The 19,086-nt window shown below is 70.8% G+C and carries 16 protein-coding genes; 3 read left to right on the top strand and 13 right to left on the bottom strand.

Annotation, left to right across the window (positions count from 1 at the left end; genetic code table 11):
* Nucleotides 1-56: 56 nt before the first annotated feature.
* Nucleotides 57-1,022, bottom strand: coding sequence for an endonuclease domain-containing protein (locus LPT13_RS09735; RefSeq protein WP_242166082.1), 966 nt, complete (start codon nt 1,020-1,022; stop codon nt 57-59).
* Between the two features lie 783 nt (nt 1,023-1,805).
* On the opposite strand from LPT13_RS09735, the gene LPT13_RS09730 reads away from it, so the two are divergent.
* Nucleotides 1,806-2,273 (top strand): hypothetical protein, encoded by a 468-nt coding sequence (locus tag LPT13_RS09730; protein WP_242166080.1) that lies wholly within the window; start codon nt 1,806-1,808, stop codon nt 2,271-2,273.
* 175 nt (nt 2,274-2,448) lie between these two features.
* On the opposite strand, the gene LPT13_RS09725 is transcribed toward LPT13_RS09730, so the two are convergent.
* Genes LPT13_RS09725 through LPT13_RS09715 form a run of 3 tightly spaced genes read right to left on the bottom strand, consistent with a single transcriptional unit; the run spans nt 2,449 to nt 5,804 of the window.
* A complete protein-coding gene (locus tag LPT13_RS09725) occupies nt 2,449-3,675 on the bottom strand; it encodes an ABC transporter permease (RefSeq protein WP_242166078.1) in 1,227 nt (408 codons plus the stop codon).
* A complete protein-coding gene (locus LPT13_RS09720) occupies nt 3,662-4,849 on the bottom strand; it encodes an ABC transporter permease (RefSeq protein ID WP_242166077.1) in 1,188 nt (395 codons plus the stop codon). The genes LPT13_RS09725 and LPT13_RS09720 overlap by 14 nt, the downstream gene beginning before the upstream one ends.
* A gap of 10 nt (nt 4,850-4,859) precedes the next feature.
* The gene (locus LPT13_RS09715) at nt 4,860-5,804 is read right to left on the bottom strand and encodes an ABC transporter ATP-binding protein (protein ID WP_242166075.1); all 945 of its coding nucleotides are present in this window, start codon (nt 5,802-5,804) and stop codon (nt 4,860-4,862) included.
* 362 nt (nt 5,805-6,166) lie between these two features.
* Here LPT13_RS09715 and LPT13_RS09710 point away from each other — a divergent pair, with 362 nt between their 5' ends.
* Together LPT13_RS09710 and LPT13_RS09705 are read left to right on the top strand one after the other, a co-directional pair.
* Complete coding sequence (locus LPT13_RS09710) at nt 6,167-7,426, top strand: sensor histidine kinase (RefSeq protein ID WP_242166073.1); 1,260 nt, start codon at nt 6,167-6,169, stop codon at nt 7,424-7,426.
* Nucleotides 7,423-8,340 carry a response regulator transcription factor gene (locus tag LPT13_RS09705; RefSeq protein WP_242166071.1) on the top strand — a complete coding sequence of 306 codons (918 nt, stop codon included), beginning with the start codon at nt 7,423-7,425 and terminating at the stop codon, nt 8,338-8,340. The genes LPT13_RS09710 and LPT13_RS09705 overlap by 4 nt, the downstream gene beginning before the upstream one ends.
* A 219-nt stretch (nt 8,341-8,559) precedes the next feature.
* On the opposite strand, the gene LPT13_RS09700 is transcribed toward LPT13_RS09705, so the two are convergent.
* From LPT13_RS09700 to LPT13_RS09660, 9 genes are all read right to left on the bottom strand, one after another.
* Nucleotides 8,560-8,748 carry a hypothetical protein gene (locus tag LPT13_RS09700; protein WP_242166069.1) on the bottom strand — a complete coding sequence of 63 codons (189 nt, stop codon included), beginning with the start codon at nt 8,746-8,748 and terminating at the stop codon, nt 8,560-8,562.
* A 181-nt stretch (nt 8,749-8,929) separates the two neighbouring features.
* Entirely contained in the window at nt 8,930-10,336 is a 1,407-nt protein-coding gene (locus tag LPT13_RS09695; protein ID WP_242166067.1) for an SLC13 family permease, read from the bottom strand.
* A gap of 25 nt (nt 10,337-10,361) precedes the next feature.
* Nucleotides 10,362-11,570: an MFS transporter gene (locus tag LPT13_RS09690; RefSeq protein ID WP_242166066.1), complete on the bottom strand. Its 1,209-nt coding sequence runs from the start codon at nt 11,568-11,570 to the stop codon at nt 10,362-10,364.
* A gap of 64 nt (nt 11,571-11,634) precedes the next feature.
* Entirely contained in the window at nt 11,635-11,946 is a 312-nt protein-coding gene (locus tag LPT13_RS09685; protein WP_242166063.1) for a zinc ribbon domain-containing protein, read from the bottom strand.
* A 70-nt stretch (nt 11,947-12,016) separates the two neighbouring features.
* Entirely contained in the window at nt 12,017-12,358 is a 342-nt protein-coding gene (locus tag LPT13_RS09680) for an oxidoreductase (protein WP_242166061.1), read from the bottom strand.
* Between the two features lie 13 nt (nt 12,359-12,371).
* The gene (locus tag LPT13_RS09675) at nt 12,372-14,882 is read right to left on the bottom strand and encodes a molybdopterin-dependent oxidoreductase (RefSeq protein ID WP_242166058.1); all 2,511 of its coding nucleotides are present in this window, start codon (nt 14,880-14,882) and stop codon (nt 12,372-12,374) included.
* Nucleotides 14,883-15,324: 442 nt separating this feature from the next.
* Entirely contained in the window at nt 15,325-15,783 is a 459-nt protein-coding gene (locus LPT13_RS09670; protein WP_242166056.1) for a hypothetical protein, read from the bottom strand.
* 191 nt (nt 15,784-15,974) lie between these two features.
* A complete protein-coding gene (locus LPT13_RS09665) occupies nt 15,975-17,552 on the bottom strand; it encodes an MFS transporter (RefSeq protein WP_242166054.1) in 1,578 nt (525 codons plus the stop codon).
* A 13-nt stretch (nt 17,553-17,565) separates the two neighbouring features.
* Complete coding sequence (locus LPT13_RS09660) at nt 17,566-18,933, bottom strand: MmgE/PrpD family protein (protein WP_242166052.1); 1,368 nt, start codon at nt 18,931-18,933, stop codon at nt 17,566-17,568.
* Nucleotides 18,934-19,086: the final 153 nt, after the last annotated feature.

Below are 19,086 nucleotides of genomic sequence, written 5' to 3'. Positions count from 1 at the left end.
CGCCAAAATGGATATGAAACGCCAATCAACGTGCAAGTGACCCCCCTGCGCGGCGCCTAGCGGCGGATCGCGCCCGAGCCCGAGAGCACCGTCGCCCGCAGCAGCCGGTGCCGCTCCTCGAACCCGCCGCAGCGCACGCGCAGCTGTCCCCCGAGACTCCTCGCGAGCGTGCCGGCGAACCGGGCGAACGCCCACGGATCGTAGAGCTGCCCCTTGGTGAGGGTCAGCACCGTCACCCCCAGCCGCGTGAGGTCGATCCTCCGCAGCGCGTCCCGCGCGATGCGCTCGGGCCCCGTGTGGCACAGGTCGCTGTCGTACTCGACCGCCACCTGCGCCTCGGGCCAGAAGAGGTCGCAGAGGTAATACGCCTTCCCCACCGACGCCTGATGGCGCGCGCCTGGGTCGATCCGGTGGTTGAGGAGGGGCCTCTCGATCGCGAAGCCACCGTAGCGGTGGGGCAGCGAGAGGAGCATGGCCGTCGCCGTCTCGGCCGGCGAGAAGGAGTTCCCGATGATGTGCGGCAACGCGCGCGTCAGGTGGCGGATCCCGTAGGCGCCCTCCATGCGGGCGGCGAAGCGCCCCAGCCGGACGGGGTCGGTGAGGGGGTCGCGCTCGTCGAACAGGCACGCGCCCTGGCGGTCGAAGGAGTAGCGGCCGCAGAACTCGTAGCCCAGCTTGACGAGCTCGAGCATTTCCATCGAGCGCGCCATCTGCATCAGGCAGCACTCGGGCGACACGACGAACTCTCCCGGGGCCAGCTGCCGGAGGGCGCCGGACGGGAAGCGGCCCAGCGAGTGGTAGACGACCTCGGCGGTCGAGCGGCGCTTCACAGATGAGGGGACGAGGAGGTGGTAAGGTCGCTCGAGGTAGCGCGCCTGCGAGGAGCAGGCCCTCGCCCGGGCCGGCAGGTCGCTGGCGTCTCCCCGCGCCCACGCCCTGTCCAACCCGCCGCGAAACGGCTGCGTCGGGCAGTCCATGCGGTAGAGGCCTACCGCGGATCTATGGCAGAAGATGAGGCTCATGGCGGGAGTCTAGCACGTCGGGAGACGCCGTTTCGACCTGAAAACGCCCACGTCGCCGGGGGAGCGCCGCGAAGGCGCTCCCGCGTCGCGGGGCGGGCGCACCGCGACGACAACAAGGCGCGGGGGCGGCGACATCGGCCGCCCCCGCGGCGAAAACGGAAAGATCGCGGCGGGGATGGTGACGCGGCTCGTCAAATGCCGTTTCATATCCATTTTGGCGAGTTACCCGAGGGAGCGAGGGCTCCCTCGCCCCGGGCGGCCGGCCGCCGTTCGCGTTTGCCCTGTTCAGCGCTGCGCTCGTCTGCGATGACCGCCTAGGCGTCCTCCCAGGAGGCGGAAAACAGCCGCCTTGCCTCGGAAAACTCGCCAAAATGGATATGAAACGCCAAATCCGCTGCACGCAGCCGCGACCCTACCCCACGTCGCCCGCGGGAACAGGCTGCGCGGAAATACAGGCCGGCGCGAGCCGCGAGACGCGGGGCGGCGCGCGCGGGTACCGGAGGCGCAGGCGCGCGAGCTCGTGGGCGCCGCAGCCGCAGACGCGCGGGCGCGCGAACTCGTGAACGCCGCCCTACGGGCGTTTGTTTTCCGAGGCTCAACGGGGGCGCCACAGGGCGCCGACGGATGGCGGGGCGCCGGGAGGGCCCGCGGCAAGGCGCCTATGATCGCCGTTGAGAGCCGAAGGGTTCGCGGCAGCCCGCCTGGGCGGCGCGGGGCTTTTCGGAGCGTATCGGAAGCCGTGCCCGACGCACCGTGCGCGACACGCCAGCGGAAGGAACCGACATGGACATCAGAGCAACGAAGATCACCTCCGGCCTGTGCGCCGCGGGCCTGTGCGCCCTCATGGGCGGGGCGGCCGTCCTCATGCAGGCGCAGCCGGCCCTCGCCGAGTCGCAGGCCCCCCAGTCGACCGGGCCGGCCGACGTGAGCGTCGTCACGATCATCGACGAGGAGGAGCTGGCCGACGGGCTGCTCGCGCCCCTGGGCCAGGCGGCGCTGACGCTGCACGCCACGCCGCTCGACCAGGCCGGCCAGACGGCCCAGGACATCGCCGCAGCCGCCGCGCACACCGCGGCCGAGGGCGCCGAGGACGCCACGCACGTGAACCCGGATTCCGACAGCGCCGACTCGAACGCGCCCATCAAGGCCGACAAGATCGGCGACGAGGGCGTGACGGCCCAGGATGAGGCCGCCGCCTCCACCCCGACGGCCGCCGAGGGCGCCGAGGAGCCGACCGAGACGGCGCGGTAGGCGCCTATCCGCCGACGGGCACGCGAGGGCCCGGGCTCCCCAGGAGCCCGGGCCCTCTTTCGCGAAGGGCGCCCCACCCGCCGCGAGGCGACGGCGGCACGAGCCGGCAGCGAGGCCAGCGGCCCGAGGCGCCGCCCGCCGTCCGCCGCGCGCAGCCCGCGCCCGACGCGCTCCCCTACCCCCGCCCCGGGGCGGCCGCGGCGTTGCCGCCGGCCTCGGCGCTCTGCAGCCGCAGCCGTCCGGCCACGAGCGCCGCGCCGAAGACGGCCGCGGCGAACAGCGCCACCAGCCCCAAATCGCCCAGCACGGCGCCCACGGCCCCCGTCGTCGGCTCGACGAGGTGCGCGCAGCGGTCGAGCGCGTCGGTGTACCAGTACACGGGCGTGAACCGCGCGAGCGCCACCACGGCCTCGGGCATGAGCGAGAGCGGCACCCACGCCCCGCCCAGGAAGGTCAGCACCATCCCCAGGATGTTGCCCACCGCGTTGGACGCCGTCTCGCCGACGCCCAGCTGCCCCAGCAGAAAGCCGATGGACAGCGGCACGAGCGCCAGCACGGCCACCGCCAGCAGCATCAGCCCGTGCGCCGCGGGCGGCAGCCCCGCGGCCGTCGAGCCGAAGGCCGCCCAGCCCGCTCCGGCCACCACCGCCGCCACGCCCACGGTCACCACCAGGCACGCGGCCGCCTCGCGCAGGCCGAGCCCCAGCCCGGAGGCGGGCGACACCAGGTTGCGCCGCCGCACGTCGGTGCGGCTGAACGCCCCCATGAGCAGCCCCACCGACACCACGATGGCGGCGGTCAGGGTATAGGCGCACCACTTCAGGTAGAAGGCGAGCGCGTTGCCGGATGCGGCCGACCCCTCGGGCACCACCACCTCGGGCACGGCCTGCTCGCCGGCCACGGCGACGGCGCGCGCGGCCACGTCGCCAGCCGGGGCGCCGGGCAGGAGCACCGCGGCGGCGCGGGCCAGCCCCAGGTACTGGGAGGCCTCGGCGCCGGCGAGCATGCCCTCCATCGACGCGGGGCCGAAGGCCACGTCCAGCACCGGGGGCTCATCGCCCGCCCGCACGGCGGCCAGGAAGTCGTCGGTGAAGCCCTCCGGCACGATGATCAGGCACGACACCTGCCCCGTCGCCACTGCGTCCTGCAGCGCGAAGGGCTCATCGTCCACCTCCGTGACCTCGGCGCCCGCGGCCAGGAACTCCGCCAGGCCCGCGCCGAGCGCTCCCCCGTCGCGGTCGACGACGGCCACGTCCGGGCGCGCCGGCTCGAAGTCCCCGCCGTCGCCCAGCGACAGCCCGACCGTGATGAACAGCCCCATCGCGCTCAGGAACCCCACGTAGACGAGCAGGTAGGCCGGATGGGCGGCCACCACCCTCAAAGCACAGCTAAATACTCGCATAGCGCTGCCTCCTCACGAACGCGAGCGACGCGGCGAACAGCGCCGCCGCCAGGGCCAGGAGCGTCCCCAGCTTGGCCAGGAAGGGCGCCAGGGAGTCGTAGTAGTACAGGCTGTAGAACATGTCGGTGATGACGCGCGCCGGGTTGAGGGCGGCCAGCGCCGGCGCCTCGCGCGCGACGAGGTCGGCCAGTTCCATGCACGGCTCGCCGTAGAGCCCGGCGAACAGCGAGAGCAGGCAGACGATGCCGGTGAGCAGGCCGGTCTTGGCACCATAGTCCACCTTCGGCAGCGACCCGACGAGCGTGCCGAGGGCCGTGGCCAGAAGCGCCGCGGCGGCCAGCCCCGCCACGCACAGCCCCTCGCGCCCGCCGAAGCCCACCCCCACCACGAACCGCACGTAGAGGAAGGCGACCATGAGGCAGGCGAAGGCGATCACCCAGCAGGCCGCCAGCGACGCGACGAGCACGCGCCCGCGCGACAGCGCGCCCACGGCGCAGCGGGCGCCGAGCGGCGAGAGGTTGGGCTGGACGCGGCACACGGCCACCAGCCCGATCGTGCCGCCGAACAGGGCGGCCATGCCGAAGAGCGCGTAGTAGAACCGCACCGTCTCGGTGGGCGCCTCCCGCGTGAGCGACACCGACCGCAGGCCCTCCGGCGGCTCGAGCGCCGCGGCGACGCGGTCGGGGTCGGCCAGCGCCCGGGGGTCGGCGGCGACGATGCCCGCCAGGAGCTCCCGGTCGCGCCCGTAGGCGCTCACGACGTTCTGGAGGATCGTCTGGTTGACCTGGTCGACGCCCACGCCGTCGTCGGCCGGGGCCACCGCCAGGCGCGGGACGCCCGCGGCGTCCACCGACAGCACCCCGGCCACCTCGCCGGCGAGCAGCGCGCGGCGCGCGGCGGCCTCGTCGGGGTAGGCGGTCACGGCGAGGAGCGCGTCTGAGCCCTCCGCGTCGGGCTCGGCCAGGGACTCGACCGCGCCCGCCAGCGGCGAGGCGTCCCAGTCCGCGTCGGCGACGACGGCGGTGGGCACGGGGTCGAAGGACTGGGCCTCGTCGATGTTGGCGAACATGAGCATGAAGATGGTGGACAGCAGGATGGGGAAGGCGAGCGCCCAGACGAACACGCCGCGGTCGCGCGCGACGGTCTTCAGGGTCGCCGTGAACACGCTGAGCATGGCCGCCCCCCTAGTCCCGCAGGTCCGTGCCGGTGATCTCGAGGAACACGTCGTTCAGGGTCGGCGGCTCCGCGTAGATGCGGCCCATCGGCACCTGGTGGCGCTCGAGCACGGCCAGCACGTCGGCCACGTTGCGCGTCCCCTGCCCGCACATCACCGTGAGGCGGCCGTCCTCGGCCGCGGCCCGGCGCACGTGGGGCAGCACGCGCAGGTCGGCGAGCACGGGCTCGGGCAGCTCGGGCAGCCCGGCCACCTCCACCTCGATGCGCTCGCCGGCGCTCACCATGGCCTTGAGCTCGGCGTTGGTGCCCACCGCCACGCCGCGCCCGTGGTCCATGATCATGATGCGGGTGCAGATCTCCTCGACCTCCTCCATGTAGTGGCTCGTGTAGACCACCGTGGCGCCGGAGGCGTTCATGGCCTTGATGCCCTCGAGGATGGCGTTGCGGCTCTGCGGGTCGACGGCCACGGTGGGCTCGTCGAAGAACACCAGGTCGGGCTCGTGCGCGATGCCGCAGGCGATGTTGAGGCGCCGCAGCAGGCCGCCGGAGAGCTTGCGCGGACGGAACCGGGCGTAGTCCTCGAGGCCCACGAAGGCGATGGCGCGCTCCACCAGCTCGCGGCGGCGCGCCCGCTCGCCCACGTAGAGCGAGCAGAAGTAGTCGATGTTGTCGCGCACCGTGAGCTCCTCGAACACGGCCACGTTCTGCGGCACCACGCCGATGCGGCGCTTGAGGTCGTAGCGGGTGGGGGCCATGGGCTCGCCGAACAGGCTGATCGAGCCCTTGTCGTAGGTGAGCAGCTGCAGGATGCAGTTGATGGCCGTGGTCTTGCCCGAGCCGTTGGGGCCCAGGAGCCCGAAGACCTCGCCGGGGCGGATGCGCAGGTCGAAGTGGTCGAGCGCGACCAGGTCGCCGTAGCGCTTGACCAGGTTCTCGACGGATACGATGTCCATGGGGCCGTCCTTTCGCCGGGGTTCCCTCCGAGGCGATCATCCCAGAAGGCGCCGGCGCGCGGAAGTGACGGGCGTCATGAGTTGGGCGAGGGCGGGGCAGGCGCGGGGCGGGCGCGTGGACGAAAAACGGCGATCTCACCGGCGCGAAAAGTGAGATCGCGCCTTTTCGTCCAGAAAGGGGACGAAAAACGGCGATGTCGCCGTTTTCGCCGTCATCGGGGGCGCGAGATCGCCGTTTTTCGTCCACGGGAATGCGAGATCGCGCCTTTTCGTCCATCGGGTCCCGTGACGAATGTCACGAACCGGGCGCGCGGGGGACGGCGCGGGGCGAGGGGCGGCGGGCGGCGGCCTATAATGGCCCCATGGACCGCGTGGCAGACGAGACGATCATCCTCATCCTGTGCCTGGCGACCGTCGCGGGCGGCGCGTGGCTCGGCGCGCCCGCGGGCGGGCCCGAGGTGGCCGCGACGCTCGTGTCCGTGTGCCTGGCATGCCTGTGCGAGGCGCTGCCCGCGGGCGCCCGCCGCCCCGGGCGGGCCGACGCGCCCGAGCCGCACGGGCGGCCGGGACGCGAGGACGCCGCCGCAGATGCGCCCTCCCCTGCCTCCGAGACGCCTGGACCGCTCCCCGCCCGGGCGCGCGCGGCCTGGCCCCGCTGGGCGCGGGCGGCGGCCGTGGGGGCCTGGGAGGCCGCCGCGCTCGCCTGGGCGCCGCTCGTGCCGTTCGCGCCCCTGGCGGCCTACCTGGCCGGCGCCTTCCGCCTGGGCCCCCTGCGCGCGCTGTGGGCCGTCCCCGCCCTGGCCGCCCTCGGCCGCGGGGACGCGGGCGTCGCGGGGGCCGCCCTCGCGATCGGCGCGGCGGCCTGCGTGCTCGCCGAGCGCACCCGCCGGCTCGTGGAGGGGCGCCGCGCGACGCTCGCCCTGCGCGACCAGGTGCAGGAGCGCTCGATCGCGCTCGCCCGGCGCAACCGCGACCTCATGGACCGCCAGGACCTGGAGGTGCGCTGCGCGGTGCTCGACGAGCGCGGGCGCATCGCCCGGGAGATCCACGACAACGTGGGGCACCTGCTCACCCGCTCGCTGCTCCAGGTGGAGGCCCTGCGCGTGACCCAGGCCGCCACGCCGGCCGCCGAGGGGCTCGCGGCGGTGTCGGCCACCCTGGACGAGGCGCTCGGCACCGTGCGCGCGAGCGTCCACGACCTGCACGACGGGGCCTTCGACGCCCGCACCGCCCTCGAGCGCGCGGTGGGCGACTGGGAGGCCGGCGACGCGACGCTCGTCTACGACGCCGGGCCGCTGCCCCGGCCCGTGGCCTACGCGGTGCTGGCCGTGGCGCGCGAGGCGCTGTCGAACGCGGCGCGCCACGGCGGCGCGCGGGCGGTGGCCGTGGAGCTGGCGGAGTACCCGGGCTTCTGGCGGCTGACCGTGGCCGACGACGGCACGGGCGGCCCCGGGTCCTCGGGGCCCGCAGACGGCGCGGGCGAGGCGGCGGGGATGGGGCTCGCGTCCATGCGCGAGCGGGTGGAGGCGCTCGGCGGCACGCTCAGCGCCGGCCCCGCGGCCGCGGGCGGCTTCGCCGTGCGCGCGATCATCCCACGGGAGAGGGAGGGGGAGGACGAATGATGGTGGCCGAGGATACCCGAGGCGACCGGCCCGGCGAGCCGGGCGGCGACGGCGCGGCGCTCCCGGCGCCCACAGGGTCGCGCTCCGGCGCGCGAGACGGGGCGGCGGACGGCGGCGCGCGGGACGCGGCGGGCGCCGGCACATGCGGCGATGCGGCGGACGCGCCCGTCCGCGTGGTGATCGCCGACGACGACCCGCTCGTGGGCTCGTCGCTGCGCACCATCCTGGAGGCGAGCGGAGAGGTGGCCGTGGCCGCCGTCGGCGAGAGCGGCGAGGAGGCCGTGGCGCTCTACGGCGAGCTGCGCCCCGACGTGCTGCTGCTCGACATCCGCATGCCGGGGATGGGCGGGCTGGCCGCGGCCGAGCAGGTGCTCGCGGCCGACCCCGGCGCGCGGGTGGTGTTTCTCACCACGTTCTCGGACGACGACTACATCGTGCGCGCCCTGCGCCTGGGCGCCCGCGGCTACCTGGTGAAGCAGGACGTGGGCACCATCGCGTCCGCCCTGCGCGCCGTCATGGCCGGCCAGGCGGTCTTCGGCCCCGAGGTGTGCGAGCGGATCGACCTTATGGTGGGCCGCGGCGCGAGCGGGTCCGGCGCGGCGCGGGGCGCGGGCGACGGGCACGCGGCCGGCCATGCCGGCGTGACGGCCCCGCAGGGCACCCCCGCGGCCGGCGCCGACGCGACGCGGGGTGCGGACGCGGCCGCCGCGGGCGCAGGCGCGTTGGCCGCGCTCACCGAGCGCGAGCGCGACATCGCGGCGCTCGTGGCCGAGGGTCTCGACAACCGCGAGATCGCCGCAGCCCTCTACCTGTCCGAGGGCACCGTGCGCAACCACATATCGGTCATGCTCCAGAAGCTCGCCCTGCGAAACCGCACCCAGCTCGCCATAGCCTGGTGGCGCGCCCAGCCCTAGCCCGCGCGCAGAACGGGCGCGCAAAATGGCCCAAACGCACGGTTTGACGACACGATGCGGAGGATGGGACGCCATGGCGTCCGCAAAACCCCAGGTCGCGAAAACCGGATTCCGCGAAAGGGGGCTCCTGAGGGTCCCGCGGGGCGGTTTTCCGTCGTCAAACCGTTCGTTTCGGCCATTTTGCGCGCGGAAACCGCACGAGGCCCGCGCCCACGTACCCTACTCCCCCGGCGCGTGGGTGGCGCGCCAGGCGTCCCAGGCAGCGGCGCGCGCCTCGTCGGGGATGGGCTCGCGGCACAGCGGGCACCTCTCCAGGTCGATGAGCGTGGGCTTGCCGCACGCCGGGCACGTGACCATCTTCGGCCGGCAGTTGTCGCAGGTGGGCAGGCAGATGTAGCAGTCGGGCATGGATGCCCCTCCTTCTCTCTCGACTCGGGCGCCACTGGGACGTGCGATGCGGGCGCCACCGGGGCGCGGGCGCGGGACGCGCGATGCACGCCCCAGCCGCCGGCGGCGCCGCGCCCGCCCTCGGCGCGCCCACGCGCCGCGCCCGCCCCCGGCGCGCCCGGCCCCCGACGGCGCCTCTCCCCTACAGCACCTCGGCCAGCGACACGAGCGGCGGCAGGATGGCCGTGAACACGACCAGGAGCACGACGGTCAGCGGCACGCCGAACTTGAGCACGTCGAAGATGGTGTAGTGGCCCCGCTGGTAGGTGATGAGGTAGAGCGCGTCGATGGCGGGGATGAGGAACGTGATCTGCGCCCAGATGGACATGGTCATGATGACGCAGAGGGGGTCGATGCCGGTGTTGACGGCCAGCGCCACCATGGCCGGCGTGAGCATCACCACGATGGGCGGCCCCGAGGGCACGAAGGCGCGCAGAAGCGCGATGGCGGCGCCCATCATGAACAGGATGCCGAAGGCGGGCCAGTCGGTCGTGCCGCCCAGAAGCGAGTTGGCCACCCAGTCGATGGCGCCCGTGGACAGCAGCGCCGAGGCGAGCGCCATGAGGCAGCCGAGCATGATGACCAGGTCCCACGGCACCTCGCGCGAGTACTCGTCCCAGGTGAGCAGGTCCATGGCGGGCACGAACATGACCACCATGCCGATCATCGCCACCATGGTGGAGTCGAGCCCGGGCAGGTAGCTCGTGAGGATCCACAGCACGAACATGGCCGTCACCAGCGCGATGGTCTTCCACTCCTTGGCCGTGAGCGGGCCCAGGTGCCCGCAGGCGGAGCGCAGCGCGTCCATCTCCTCGCAGGTGAGCGGGGCGGGACGGAAGGTGACGCACAGCGCCGCCCAGCCCGCCAGCACCGAGATGACGGCGATGGGCACGCCCACCACCATCCACTGGAAGAACGACACCTCCATGCCGTTGGTCTGGAAGAGCAGCTCGAGCATGGTGAAGTTCGACGACGACCCGATGGGCGTGGCGATGCCGCCAGCGAGCGAGCCGATGGGCACGCCGATCATCACGCACTTCATGAAGCGCTTGTCGAACCGGAGCCCCAGGTCGGGGTTCTCGAACACGGCCAGCACCACCGCGGCGAACAGCGCGCAGGCGGCCAGGTCGCTCATGACGGTGGAGATGATGGCCGACGCCAGCATGTAGGCGAGCACGATGAGGCGGCTCGAGCCCTTGAACCAGCGCAGGAGCAGGCCCATGAGGCGCTGGGGCAGATCGGAGTTGCGCACCATGGCGGCGATGGCGAAGGCAGCCAGCAGGAAGAAGAAGACCGAGCTGATGAAGTCCTTGATGGTGGCGCCGAGCGAGGCGGTCACCCCCAGGACGGGCAGCAGGATCATCACCAGCAGGCCGGCGATGGGCTTGGGCACGACGTTGCCCATCCACAGCGTGATGTTGAACAGGGTGAGCCCCAAGGCGAGCATGCCGGGGCGGTCGAGGCCGGCGGGAACGGGAGCGAAGGCGAAGGCGGCGAGCACGGCCGCGGCGATGAGGGCGAAGCCCACCCTCTTTGCTAAGCAGTTCATTGATATCCCCCTTGCTGCTTAACCCTTAGGTTGTCGGATTCGGCGGGCGGAGGGCAGCGAGGATGCCCAGCGCCAGCAGCACGAGGCCGCCGCAGGCGAGGAACATGGCACCCACCCCCCAGGACTGGAGCACGGCGCCCGCGGCCATGGGGCCGAACCCCATGCCGATGTCCGTGCCGATGTAGAACGTGTTGGACGCGCGGCCCAGCTCGTGCGCGGGAACGTCGCGCACCGCCTGGGCCTGGATGGCCGCGTAGGCCGATCCCTGGCCGACCCCCATGCACGCCGCCGCCAGCAGCACCAGCGGAAGCGACGCCATGCCGGCCAGCAGCACCGTGGCGGCCAGCTCCACGACGAGGGCCGGCGCCACCACCCGGCGCGTCCCCCAGCGGTCGGTCAGGCGGCCGGCCGTGGGCTTGGACACGAGGGCGGCGATGGCGTAGACGGCGTAGTACGCCGACACGCCCGCGATGCCGCGCAGCTCGCCTGCCGTGAGGAGCAGGGTAACGGCTACGCCGTGGGGAACGATGGAGAGCCCGGCCATAACGGCGACGGGCACGTTGGGCAGGTAGATGAAGCGCTCGAGCCACGCGCGGGGCCCTGAGGCGGGGCGGCCGGGCGCGGCGGCGCGGGGCGCGGCCGGCTTGGCGGGGCGCGGGGCCGGGGCGGCGCCGGCCGGCTCGCGGAAGGACAGGCTCACGGCGAACCCGATGACGAACAGCACGCCGGCGGCGGCGAAGCTCGCCGGGTAGCCGGCCGCGCCGATGACGAGCGCGCCGGCGGCGGGGCCCAAGGCGCACGACACCGTCTGGGCGATGCCCGTCCAGCCCACGGCCTGGCCGAGCCGCTCGGCGGGCACCGACAGCGACACGAGCGCGATGACGGCGGCCGAGCGGAACGCGAAGGCGATGCCCGCCATCACGCGGAACAGGCCGATGACGGCCACCGAGGAGGACAGCGCGCAGCCGAAGGCGCTCGCGCAGAACAGCGCCGCGGCGATGAGCAGAAACGACTTCTTGGCCAGGCGGTCGGCGAGCCAGCCGGTGAGCGGGCGGGCGACGAGCGCCATCGACGCCGAGAGCCCGGCCAGGACGCCGCCCACGGCGATGGTGGCGCCCAGGGCCACCGCGTAGCCCGAAACGACGGGGTTGGTCATGTAGGCCCCGAACTGGAAGAGGGCCTCGATGAGCACCAGCTGGACGAACCGTATGTTCCAGAGCCTCTCGGCCTTCATGGTCAAGCCCCTCATCGAACGCGCGGGCGCCGCTGGGGCGCCCGCTCACATCAGGTCGTCTGCGCTACTCGGCCTTCGGCGGGGCCGCGGGAGCGGCCGGGGCGCCAGGCGCCTTGGGGGCGCCGGGGACGGCCGGGGCCGGGGCGCCGGGAGCGGCCGGGGCGGCCACGTTGCCCTCGGCGCCGGCGATGTCGGACCCGCACTCGGAGCACACGGTGGCCCCGGCGATGTTCATCTCGCCGCAGTGCGGGCACTTCACGCGGTCCTCGGGCAGCTCGGCGCCGCACTTGACGCACTTGTCGGCGACGGCGGGGTTGATCATTCCGCACTCGGGGCACGTCTTGGGCGTGGAGGCGGCGGCAGGTCTAAAGCACATGGGGTCCTTCTTTCGCTAGCGGGGGCGGAGGGCCCGCGGGCAGGGGCGCCCGCGGGCCTCGCCGGTCTTCCTACGGGATGAGCAGGCTGGTGCGGCGGTCACGCTCGGCCATCTTGGCGGCGAGCTCGTCGATCGGGCCGTACTCGATGGCGCTGGCCAGGCAGTGCAGCACGCAGGTGGGCTGCTCGCCGGCGGCCACGCGGTCGGCGCACAGGTCGCAGTAGGTGGTGATCACGGGGTAGTAGGTGTGCTCCCACTTCCCCTCCTCCATCAGCTCCCAGGGGCCGTTGACCAGCATCTTGATGCCGAACTGGCCGATGGGGTAGTCGTGCTCGTTCTTGCACGCGATCTCGCAGCTATGGCAGCCGGTGCACCAGTAGTTGTCGATCAGCAGACCGTATTTCTGAGTCATTGACGTCTCCTCCTTACTCGACCACGAGATCCTTGAGGAAAGGATCGTTCTTGATGGAACCGGGGTAGTTCTGCTGGCTCTTGAGGTTCTGCGGCGCGACCTCCTTCAGAGGCGGCTTGTCGGCCTTGACGATGCGGCAGCACAGGGCCTTCATCGGGGCGCCGAAGCCGTAGTGGCCGATGACGTCATTGGGAACCAGCGTGTTGATGTTGGAGGCCCACACGCCGCCGATGCTCGGCTCGTTCATGTCCTCCTCGGGGTACCACCAGCCGTGGTCGGCCATGACCACGTTGGGCTTGACGATGGGGGTGACCTTCGCCTTCTCGTAGCAGTGGCCCCACGGGTTCTCGATGCGCACCCAGTCGCCGTCGATGACGCCGATCTGCTCGGCCAGCTCGGGGTTCATCTGCACGTACGGGTACTCCTTGATCTCGCGCAGCATCTTGGACTGGCGATGCTCGGAGTGGAACGAGGCCCAGTTGCGCGCGCCGGTGGTGAGGATGATCGGGAAGTCCTTCTTCCAATCCGGGTGCTCGGCGGTGTAGGAGCGCATGAAGCGGCTCGCCTCGGAGTCGTGCAGCGGGTCGTCCGCCGTCACGTCCTCCCAGTAGGGGCTGAACACGGGCTCCTCGTAGTAGGGCAGCGGGTCGCCGTCGCAGGCGGCGAACATGAGGCTCATCAGCTCCACCTTGCCGGTGGTGGTGTTGAAGCCGGGCTGGCCGTCGGCGCGCAGCATGCCGCGCTCGTACTTGAGGTACTCGGTCTTGCGGGACACCTGCACGTGCTCCTTGAGGTACTCCCAGTCATGGCCGAAGCCGACCACCTTGGTGAGGTCCTGGGTGATGTAGTTCTCGATGGAGGACACCTTGGACTCGCCGTCGATGTAGAAGTTGTCGTGGAACGCGGGGCGCTGGGCCAGGTCGTGGATGATCTGGAACTCGCTCTTGGCCTCGCCGACGGGCTCGATGACCTTCACCATGCCCTTGACCGGGCCGGGATGCTCGCCCATGAGCTGGGTGATGTAGCCGTCATGCTCGAGCCAGGTCGCCAGGGGCAGGAACAGATCGCAGCACGAGGCGATGGTCGGGTTCATGAAGATGTCCTGGGCCACCACGAAGTCCATGCGCTTGAGGGCGGCATGCCAGCGCTGCGGCGCGGCGGTGTTGGTCGGGGACACCGGGTTGGTGTGCAGGATCCAGCAGAAGCGGATCGGGTAGGGCTCGTCGGTCTCGAGCGTGTCGATGATGACGTCCGGGACGGCCTTGCCGAGCAGCAGCTGGTAGATCTTGTACTGCGACAGGCCGATGGTGGTGTCGCGCTGCTCCTGGGTCACCGGGTTCGGGGGGATGACCTCCTTCTTCTGGTTAGCCGAGGAGTCCTCGCCGTTGCCGTCGTACTTGTTGCCGCCGAAGTCGAGCGTGATGTTCCAGCCGATGTTGGTGCCGCCGGGGATGTCCAGGTTGCCGGTGATGGCGGCCAGGGCGTAGAGGCAGTGCACGGACTGCACGCCGTTGGGGTTCTGGTCGTTGGCCAGGCCCATGTTGAGGCCCCAGGGCTTCTCGGACAGGCAGTGGGCGACGTCGCGGATCATCTGCTCGGGCACCTCGGTGACCTTGGCGGCCCACTCGACGGAGTACTCGTTGACGCGCTCCTTGAACTCGTCGAAGCCGTAGCACCACTTCTCGACGAAGTCATGGTCGTAGAGGTCCTCGTTGATGATGACGTTGAGCAGGCCGAAGGCGAGCGCGGTGTCGGTGTTGGGGCGCAGCTGCATGTGGTAGAGCGCGCGGGTGGACAGCCAGTTGACGCGCGGGTCCACGTTGATGAGCTTGGTGCCGCGCTTGAGCAGCTCGATGATGGAGTGGCCCCAGGTGCCGTCGGGGTTGGAGCGCAGGGAGTCGCGGCCCCAGTTGAGCAGGTACTTGGGCTGCACCCACTCGGGGTCGTCGTAGCGGCCCGGCAGGCCGTTGGCGAAGTCGTACTCGATGTAGCCGGCGCCGCCGATCATGGAGCACACGGTGTCACGCGGGGCCATGCACGAGAAGCCGGTCTGGGTGTAGCACTGGTTGGTGGTCACGCAGATGCGGGCGGAGGTGTTGGTCATGTAGCGGCCAGCCTCGCGGCCGGTGCCGGTGAGGACGGTCAGCGCGTTGGGGCCGTACTTCTCCTTGACCTCGGCGATCTTCTCCTCGATCTTGTCGTAGGCCCAGTCCCAGGTGACGACCTTCCAGGCGTCGGCCTTGCCGCGGTCGGCGGGGTCGCGGTACATCGGGTGCACGATGCGGTCGGGATGGTACTGCAGGTCGAGCACGCGCAGGCAGCGCACGCACAGGCGGCCCTGGGTGATGACGTCATCGGGGTCGCCCTCGACCTTGGTGATCTTGCCGTCCTTGACGAAGGCGCGGATGCCGCAGCCCACGCCATGGCACCCCGGAGGGGACCACGGGGACGTGCGGTAGACCTCGGTGCCGTCGTCCAGGAACGTCACACGCGGCTTAGCGTCCTCCTTGATGAATGTAGCCATGAAGTAACCTCCTCTTTCTCTTCTCTTTACGCGTTGTACGTGGATTTCGCGATGCCGCCGCGGGCTCGCGCCCCATGCGGGGCCGCCCCAGGCGGGCTCACGCAAAATCACCCCCTCTCTCGCGCTTTTGGAACACCGCTTCGCGGGCCGCCTCGGGCCCGGGAGACTGCTGGTGAAAAGGAGCTCTGCGAGCGGCGGATGCTGGGAGGAACCCCTTTCCTCCCCCGTCGCCGCAAGGACTATAACAAGGGGCCCCGGAATAGCTGAAATAGCGATACAGCACGTTCCGGAGGTATCGTTTCCCCAGGTCACGCCTAAGGTGCTGATGGCAGCTATGCCTGATGGGAATAGCTGCCATCAGCAGGCCCGGCCCGGCTGCAAGACGGCGCCGGCGGGCAGGTCCCCCTCCCCCGACGCGCAGGGCGGCGTGGCGGCGCGCGCCCTAGGACAGGGCGGGCAGGTGCATGGCGTTGTAGACCAGAAGCAGCCCGACGACCACGATGGCGATGCCCACCAGCCGCAGGAAGGTGACGCGCTGCTCGCCGGCGGTGATGAACACGGTGGGCTTGACGGGGTTGACGAACACCTCGTAGGTCTTGCCGGCCACGAAGGGCACGGCGAGCCGGCCCGGCCGCAGGTAGAGGTGGAAGAACACGTTGGCGCTCTTGCCCCGGTAGCGCCGGCCCTCGAAGGTGTAGGTGAACTCGGGCACCGCCAGCACGAACGGGCCGCTCGCCCGGTTGACCTCGGTCGGGTCGCCCGCGGGCTTGGCCACGTACTCCGCCGGGACCGGCACGCGGCAGCGGTCGGTCGACAGCGAGATGAGCACGTCGACGATGAGCACGGCGCAGCCGGCGAACAGCACGAGCACCGAGGCGACGAAGATCAGGGTGTTCAGCATCTGGGGGCCTCCCTTGGCAGCTGGCTCGAACGGGCGGCCGGGCGGGTCGGGGCGCGGCCCCGCGGCGGGGGCGCCCCGACCCGGCGGCGGGGGCCGGGAGAGGCGGCGCGGACAGGAGCCGCGCCCTCCCGGCAGCGGCCCGGCGCGCCGAGGCGCCGGGCCCTCGTCAGGCTCTCCCGGGAGCCGGGGCGCTAGGCCTCGGTGTCCTGGGCGGCCTTGTCAAGCTCGATCTCGGCCTTGAGCGAGGCGTTGATCTTGGCCTCGTCCTCCTTGTGGCGCTTGTCGAGGTCGGCGTTGATGACAGCCATCTGCTTGGCGTCCAGGCGGTGCATGAAGAAGAACAGGACGAAGCAGACGATGAGCACGATGGCCGGGACCATGAAGGTGAGGAAGGCGATGCCGGTGACCATCTCAGGCGGGGCCACGGTGATCTCCTTGCTGTAGCCGATGGCGGCCAGGCCGAAGCCCACGAGCGCGCCCTGCAGGATCTTGCCGATGTTGGGGCACCACTGGATCGTGCCCATGATGAAGGCCTTGGAGGTCTTGCCCTTCTTCCACTCCTGCCACGCGATGGCGTTGGACATGCAGGAGAACTCGACGGCCATCATCATGTTGGTGCCGAAGAAGCTGGCGCACACGCAGATGATGAAGGGCCAGTAGCTGGAGGCCACGAAGAAGCCCGCGAGCATGGCCGCGGCGGCGATGCCGGTGCCCAGGAGGTAGGTCCAGCGGTTGCCGATGGTCTTGGCGCACGCCTCGCCGGCGAAGGTGGCGATGAGGCCGCAGATGTTGGCGGCGGTCAGCATGCCGGCGTACAGGGTGTTGTCATTGTAGACGACGGTGCAGAAGTAGATGGCCATGCCGTTGAGCACCATGGTGCACACCGCGCGGGCCACCTCGCCGAGCCACAGGCCCAGCGCCGGGACGTTGGTGAAGAAGAACTTGAGGGACTCGACGATGGACACCTTGTCGGTGATGCCGGTCTCGACCTCCTTGAACTTCTCGCCCTTCTTCTTGGCAGCGGCCTTGGCCTGGCAGTACTCCTCGGTCGGGTCCTTGCCCTTGAACAGCATGAACAGGCCGACGAAGGCGGCGACGAAGATGACGCCCCAGATGAAGGCCGTGATGGTGTAGCCGATCGGCACGTCGGGGCGGGTGCCCGCGGCGAAGTCGCCGCCGGCGAAGAAGATGATCATCGGCAGCGAGATGGCGGCGAACAGGACCTTGATGGCCATGTTGCCCTGGGCCTTGCGGGTGGACATGAGCGAGCGGTCAGCCTCGGTGCGCGACACGGCGCTGATGATCGAGGTGCCCGAGATCATGAACAGGTTGATGAAGAACTGCCCGATGATGTAGCAGCCGCCGATGAGGGCGATCTGCGCGCCGGAGCCGGTGGTGATGCCCGGCAGCCACGTCCAGTCCGTCCAGGCGCCCAGGATGAAGATGAACGCCAGCGGCGGGGCGATCAGCAGGTAGGAGCGGTACTGGCCCCAGCGGAACCACACCTTCTCCACCACCATGGCGGCGATGAACACGAACACCCACGCGGCCATGGACGAGATGGAGGTGATGGAGCCCATGACGGCGGGATCGAGGCCCACGGCGTTGGTCAGGAAGAAGTTCCAGTACGAGGTGAGCATCTGGTTGAAGCCGGAGAACATCATGAAGCCCAGGCCGTAGAGCAAGCCGGTGGTCTGGGACACGTTGTTCTTCAGCTTCTCCACAGCTCCGCCCGAAGACTCGGGGGCGGAAATCTTGTTTTCAGCCATTGTTTCCCCTTAGCTAGTTGAGATAGGACATGATCTCCCCCATGTCCGCCACATCCTCCAGGTGCAAGAGCGCGTCCGCCAAACCGTCGATGTCGGCGATGGGGTGCCGCGCCAGGGCGGCGTTGCCCTTGAACTTGGTGATGAGCTGGTCGAGGGAGAGCGGGGCGCACACGGCCCCGCGGACGTAGTCGGCCCGGTTCTCGATCACCGTGCCGTCGCGCAGGGTGACGATCGCCGTCGCCGCGTTGGCGTTGTGCGTGTCGTCGACCTCGAGCTCGAGGCGGTCGGTGAGGGCGAGGGTGGCCGGATCGTCCAGGTTCTGCGCCTCGAAGTCGGCGAGGACGAGGTTGCGCTTGCGCAGCATCGTCGCGACGACGAACGGGATGGAGACCTTCGAGGTGATGCTCGTCTTGGGACGGGCCTTCTCCTCCTTGGGGTAGAACAGGTCGCGGGACTCCTTGGGCCCCTTGAGCAAGATCGACTCGACGTCGTCGGCCGTGATGCGCGGGTTGGCCTCGAGCACCTGCAGGACCGCCTCGGCGTAGGCCTGGGTGCCCTGGCAGGACGGCCACATCTTGTAGGTGACCAGCGTCGAGCCGGTGTAGACGCGGCCGAGGTCGCGCGTGAGCGGCTCCATGTCGACGTTGCCGTGGTAGATGATGCGGAACAGGTCCTCGATGGCGGTCTTGCAGCCCTCGAAGCCCCGCTTGGCCAGCATCGCGCAGCGGATGCCCTCCTGGTTGCCGAAGGCATCGCGGATCGACCGGAACTCGCAGTTGAACAGGGTGTCGCGGATGCCGGACACCCGGTTGACCGCCAGGCCCAGCGCGTCGGTCATCTGGTCGGCGTCCAGGTGCAAAAGCACCGCGGCCGCCGCCGTCGCCTCGAACACGCCGATGGTGGTGATCGGGAAGAAGTCGTAGTCCCACAGGATGTTGCCCTTGACGCAGTCGGCCAGGCGGATGCCCAGGTCGTTGGCGAGCGCCATGGCCAGGATGAGGTCCTTGCCCGACGTGGTCCCCAGAAACTCCGCCAACGTGACGGCAGCCGGCAGGCAGCTGCCCGACGGGTGGACGAGCGGCCGGTCGATGCCGGCGGAGTCGTCGAAGTCCACCGCGTGGGTCAGCGATCCGTTCATGAACGCCGCCTCCAGGAGCGAGGCCTTCTCGCCGTAGCCGATGAGCGTGCAGCGGTGGCCCTCGTCGACGTCCATGACCAGGTCGTGCACCACGTCGCTCGTCGGGGCGAGGGTCGTGGCCGGGAACATGATGCCCAGGGTGTCGAGGATGCTCTTCTTGGCGAACTCGACGGCCTCGGGCGGCAGGTCCTCGTAGGTGGTGGTTGCCAGATGCTCGGCGACCATGCGTGTGTAGTCAATCATAAACTCACCCCCTCTCGTCATGACCAACAGCCTCCCCGGCGCTTGATGTGGCCCCCTCCCCAAGGGACCGCGCCGATGGATATTGAGATTTTTAAGGATTCGCACCGCATACTAAAAATTCATTTTTCGGGCCTGATCGGCCCTTTTCCCCGA

The sequence above is a fragment of the Adlercreutzia faecimuris genome (assembly GCF_022669055.1).
Classification (GTDB): Bacteria; Actinomycetota; Coriobacteriia; order Coriobacteriales; family Eggerthellaceae; genus Enterorhabdus; species Enterorhabdus faecimuris.
This window is presented reverse-complemented; position numbering and strand designations above follow the sequence as displayed.